This is a genomic window from Limnohabitans sp. (assembly GCF_044373035.1).
GTDB lineage: Bacteria > Pseudomonadota > Gammaproteobacteria > Burkholderiales > Burkholderiaceae_C > Limnohabitans_A.
On sequence record NZ_JBILQU010000147.1, the window covers coordinates 1 to 5,117 of the forward strand.

The 5,117-nt window shown below is 60.4% G+C and carries 3 protein-coding genes and 2 pseudogenes; all 5 read left to right on the plus strand.

Translation table 11 applies throughout. The features are described from left to right. Positions 1 to 151 (plus strand): annotated as a pseudogene (locus tag ACIQ47_RS14555) (phytanoyl-CoA dioxygenase); the annotation flags it as partial. Between the two features lie 247 nt (positions 152 to 398). Then, complete coding sequence (locus tag ACIQ47_RS14560) at positions 399 to 2,699, plus strand: NADP-dependent malic enzyme (protein WP_396438792.1); 2,301 nt, start codon at positions 399 to 401, stop codon at positions 2,697 to 2,699. A 181-nt stretch (positions 2,700 to 2,880) separates the two neighbouring features. Continuing rightward, positions 2,881 to 3,915, plus strand: coding sequence for an ABC transporter substrate-binding protein (locus ACIQ47_RS14565; protein ID WP_396438793.1), 1,035 nt, complete (start codon positions 2,881 to 2,883; stop codon positions 3,913 to 3,915). A gap of 125 nt (positions 3,916 to 4,040) precedes the next feature. Further along, positions 4,041 to 4,859 carry an ABC transporter ATP-binding protein gene (locus ACIQ47_RS14570; protein ID WP_396438794.1) on the plus strand — a complete coding sequence of 273 codons (819 nt, stop codon included), beginning with the start codon at positions 4,041 to 4,043 and terminating at the stop codon, positions 4,857 to 4,859. A 13-nt stretch (positions 4,860 to 4,872) separates the two neighbouring features. Further along, positions 4,873 to 5,117, plus strand: a pseudogene (locus tag ACIQ47_RS14575) (ABC transporter permease); the annotation flags it as partial.

Sequence of the window (5,117 nt, forward strand, 5' to 3'; positions counted from 1 at the left end):
CAGGCGCGTGTACTCGGTGCGCTTTTTGGGCGACGACATGACCCACGCGCCCCGGCCTTGGGTCACCTCGCCGCCCTTTCCTGGGCTGGACCAAGAGCTGCCTGCAGGCGTGCCGATGGACCATGCGTTGTTTCCTTTGATGTCAGTTTGAGTTGAAATGCGTACCTTGAAAGCCGCCGCCCACTTGTATTTCAATGGCTCCAACGGCGACAGCACCGATGCCTTCGTTGCAGATCAAGGCCCGGTCAAACCGGGTATGACGTGCTTGACTCACCCATAAGCCAAGCCCAGCGCCTGGCTTTTTTGCCTTTTATGCAGGTAATCCGCAGGGTATTGGGCCCGCCAAATGGGTTAGGCTTTCTCATTGATTCCTCTACCACGACAAAGAGACACTTTTCATGAGCCAAAAACCACTGTCCCCCGCCGAAGAAGCCCTGCGCGAGGCGGCCCGCGATTACCACCGCTTTCCCACACGCGGCAAGGTCTCGGTCAACCCGACCAAGCCCCTGTCCAACCAGCGCGATCTGTCGCTGGCTTATTCGCCCGGCGTGGCTTATCCCTGTTTGGACATCGAGGCGGACCCTTCCAAAGCGTTTGACTACACCTCGCGCGGCAACCTGGTGGCGGTGATCACCAACGGCACGGCCGTGCTGGGCCTGGGCGACATCGGCCCGCTGGCGGCCAAGCCCGTCATGGAAGGCAAAGGCTGCCTGTTCAAAAAATTCGCGGGCATTGACGTGTTCGACATCGAGCTGGCCGAGCGCGACCCGGACAAACTGGTGGACATCATTGCCGCCATGGAGCCCACTTTAGGCGGCATCAACCTCGAAGACATCAAAGCGCCCGAGTGCTTCTATATTGAGAAGAAGCTGCGCGAGCGCATGAACATCCCGGTCTTCCACGACGACCAGCACGGCACCGCCATCATCGCCTCTGCCGCCATGCTCAACGGCCTGGAGCTGGTGAGCAAGGACATCGGCAGCATCAAGCTGGCCGTGTCGGGCGCAGGCGCTGCGTCCATCGCCTGCCTGGACGTGATGGTGGGCTTGGGCGTGAAGGTCGAAAATATTTTTGTGTGCGACTCCAAGGGCGTGATCTACGAAGGCCGCCCCGGTGGCTACGACGAATCGAAAGCGCGCTATGCCCAAAAGACCGACGCCCGCACGCTGGCCGATGCGGTCAACGGCGCGGACGTGTTCTTGGGATGCTCAGCCCCTGGCGTGATGACGGTGGACATGATCAAGACCATGGCCCGTGACCCGGTGATCCTGGCGCTGGCCAACCCCGAGCCCGAGATTCGCCCCGAGCTTGCCAAAGCCGCCCGCCCCGACTGCATCATCGCCACCGGCCGCTCGGACTACCCGAACCAGGTGAACAACGTGCTGTGTTTCCCCTACATCTTCCGCGGCGCACTGGACTGCGGCGCGACCAAGATCACCGAAGCCATGAAGCTGGCTTGCGTGCGCCAAATCGCCGACCTGGCCAAGGCTGACATCAGCGAAGAAGTGGCCAGCGCCTACGCCGGCAAAGAGTTGTCTTTTGGGCGCGACTACCTGATCCCCACGCCTTTTGACTCGCGTTTGATCCTGCGCATCGCGCCTGCCGTGGCGCAAGCCGCCGCCGACTCGGGTGTGGCCACGCGCCCCATCACCGACATGGACGCCTACCGCCAGCAGCTGCAAAGCTTTGTCTCGCAAACCGGCTTGTTGATGCGCCCCATCTTCAACGCCGCCAAGGCCGTGCCCCCAAATGCCAAGCGCGTGGCCTATGCCGATGGCGAAGACGAGCGCGCACTGCGTGCCGCCCAAATGGCCATCGACGACCAACTGGCCCACCCCATCCTGATCGGCCGCCCCAGCGTGATCGCTGCCCGCATCGAAAAAGCCGGGTTGCGCATGCGCTTGGGGGTGGATGTGGACAACGTCAACCCAGAAGACGATGAGCGCTTTCGCCAGTACTGGGAGCATTACCACCAGCTGATGAAGCGCCACGGCGCCACACCGGCGGTGGCCAAGGCAGCGGTGCGCCGTTCCAACACCATCATCGGCTCGCTGATGGTGTCGCTGGGCGATGCCGACGCCCTGATTTGCGGCCTGACGGGCAACTACATGACGCACCTGGAGCGCATCGACAGCATTTTGGGCAAACGCACCGGCGTGACCAACTACGCTGCCGTGAATGCGCTCGTGAGTGACTTGGGGCCACTGTTCATCACCGACACCTATGTGAATGAAGACCCCAGCGCCGAGCAACTGGCGGAAATCGCGGCCATGGCGGTCCAGGAAATCCAGCGTTTTGGCATCGTGCCCAAGGTGGCTTTCCTATCGCATTCGAGCTACGGCTCGTCCAAGCGCGCATCGGCCCGCAAGATGCGTCTGGCGCGTGACCTGTTCGTTGAACAACACCCCGACATCGAGTGCGATGGCGAGCTGCACGGCGATGCCGCCTTGCAGCCTGAAATCCGCAACGTGTACCTGGAGGACAGCACGCTCAGCGGCTCGGCCAATTTGCTGGTCTGCCCCAACCTGGACGCGGCCAACATCTTGTACAACGTGCTGAAAACCACCACCAGCGGCGGCGTGACGGTGGGCCCCATTTTGATGGGTGCGGCAGCCACCGCGCACATCCTGACTCCGGCCGCCACCGTGCGTCGGGTGCTCAACATGACCGCATTGGCTGCAGCCGGCGTGCGCAGCTGAGCGGCCAAAAAAACAGGCCCAACCCCAAAAAGCCCCAATTTGGTGCCTATTTCAGTCCAATTTGGCACCAAAACAGGCGGTTTATAGGGGATGGACCTGACATACACCGTCAGGTACTTGCCGGATAATGGCACCGATTTTGCTAGACATGATTCACCGTTTACTGACCCTGGAGCTCCTCATGAACAAGCGTTTCTTTCTCAAGGCCACCGCCGTGCTGGCCGCAGTTGCCGCTTTTGGCACCGCACAAGCCCAAACCACCCCCATCAAATTCCAGATGGACTGGCGTTTTGAAGGCCCTTCAGCTTTCTTCTTGCTGCCTGCGGCCAAGGGCTATTTCAAGGACGCCAAACTGGACGTGACGGTGGACTCGGGCAACGGTTCGGGTGGCGCAGTGACCCGTGTGGCTTCTGGCACGTACGACCTGGGCTTTGCTGACCTGGCCGCCCTGATGGAATTCCACGCCAACAACCCCGACGCACCCAACAAGCCTGTGGCCATCATGATGGTCTACAACAACACGCCCGCTTCGGTCATGGCTTTGAAAAAGTCCGGCATCAAGACCCCCGCCGATTTGGCCGGCAAAAAGCTGGGCGCTCCGGTGTTTGACGCTGGCCGTCGTGCATTCCCGATCTTTGCCAAGGCCAACGACGTGCAAAACGTGGCCTGGACCGCCATGGACCCACCTCTGCGTGAAACCATGCTGGTGCGCGGTGACGTGGACGCCATCACTGGCTTTACTTTCACCTCGCTGCTCAACATCGAAGCGCGTGGCGTGAAAGCCGAAGACGTGGTGGTCATGCAGTACCCCGACTTCGGCGTCAAGCTCTATGGCAACGCGATCATCGCCTCGCCCAAGATCCTGAAAGAAAACCCAGCGGCCGTGAAAGCGTTCTTGGCCGCCTTCACCAAGGGTGCCAAGGATGTGATCGCAGACCCTGCCAAAGCCATTGAGTCGGTCAAGGCCCGTGACGGCATCATCAACGTGGCGCTCGAAACCCGCCGCTTGCAACTGGCCATCGACACCGTGATCAACAGCCCATCGGCCCGCGCCGAAGGCTTTGGCCAGATCAACGCCCCCCGCATGACACTGATGGCTTCGCAAGTGTCTGACGCCTTCAACACCAAGACCCGCGTCAAATCCGAAGACATCTGGAACGGTTCGTTCTTGCCCACGGCCAAAGAACTCGACATCCTGCCCAAAGGCAAGAAGTAATTCAGCGTCAGCATCGGGGCATGAGGCCCCGGCGTTCCGAGCCCACCACAACCTGCACAGGTCGGTGGGCTTTTACAGGGCGAAACGTGTATACACTATCGAACACCATTTTTTAAGCTTTCACCATGACCCAAGAATCATTCGTTGATTTCCAGAATGTCTGGCTGGCCTACAACGACGAGTTGCTGGCCGAAAACCACTTCGCTGTCGAAGACATCAACCTGCAGGTCAAGCAAGGCGAGTTCATCGCCATCGTCGGGCCCTCGGGCTGCGGCAAGTCGACCTTCATGAAGCTGACCACCGGCCTGAAGATGCCCAGCAAAGGCCGCATTCTGGTGGACGGTCAACCCGTCACCGGTCCGCTCAAGATCAGCGGCATGGCGTTTCAAGCCTCATCGCTCTTGCCTTGGCGCACCACGCTCGACAACGTGCTGCTGCCGTTGGAAATCGTGGAGCCTTACCGCACGAACTTCAAGCAGAAAAAAGCCGAGTACGCAGAACGCGCCCGCAAACTGCTGAACACCGTCGGCTTGGGCGGCTACGAAGACAAATTCCCATGGCAACTGTCGGGCGGCATGCAGCAACGCGCCAGCATCTGCCGCGCCTTGATCCATGAGCCCAAAATGCTGTTGCTCGACGAGCCCTTTGGCGCGCTCGACGCCTTCACCCGTGAAGAGCTCTGGTGCATCTTGCGCGACCTGTGGACCGAACAAAAGTTCAACGTCATTTTGGTCACGCACGATCTGCGCGAATCGGTGTTTTTGGCCGACACGGTGTACGTGATGAGCAAGAGCCCCGGCCGCTTTGTCGTGAAAAAAGAAATCGACCTGCCGCGCCCGCGCGACCTGGAGATCACCTACACGCCCGAATTCACCAACATCGTGCACGAGCTGCGCGGCCACATCGGTGCCATGCGCAAGACCGGTGCGGCCATCAACCAATAAGCGGGAGCCCCACATGAACAAGAAATCCCTCGAAAGCTGGTCACCCTGGATCTTGCTGGCGCTGAGCATCCTGCTTTGGGAAGGCCTGTGCCGCGCCTTCAACGTGTCGGAATTCATCTTCCCCAGCCCTTCGCGCATCGCACAGCAAACCATCGAATACCGCGACGTGATCGCGGGCCACGCTTGGCGCACTTATTGGGTGACCATGGTGGGCTTTGGCATCGCCATCGTGGTGGGCGTGTTGCTGGGCTTCATCAT

What these genes read in the sequence shown, in the direction of transcription:
- ACIQ47_RS14565 (WP_396438793.1), top strand. Translation starts at nt 2,881, where the DNA reads ATGAACAAGCGTTTCTTTCTCAAGGCCACCGCCGTGCTGGCCGCAGTT.
- ACIQ47_RS14570 (WP_396438794.1), top strand. Translation starts at nt 4,041, where the DNA reads ATGACCCAAGAATCATTCGTTGATTTCCAGAATGTCTGGCTGGCCTAC.
- ACIQ47_RS14560 (WP_396438792.1), top strand. Translation starts at nt 399, where the DNA reads ATGAGCCAAAAACCACTGTCCCCCGCCGAAGAAGCCCTGCGCGAGGCG.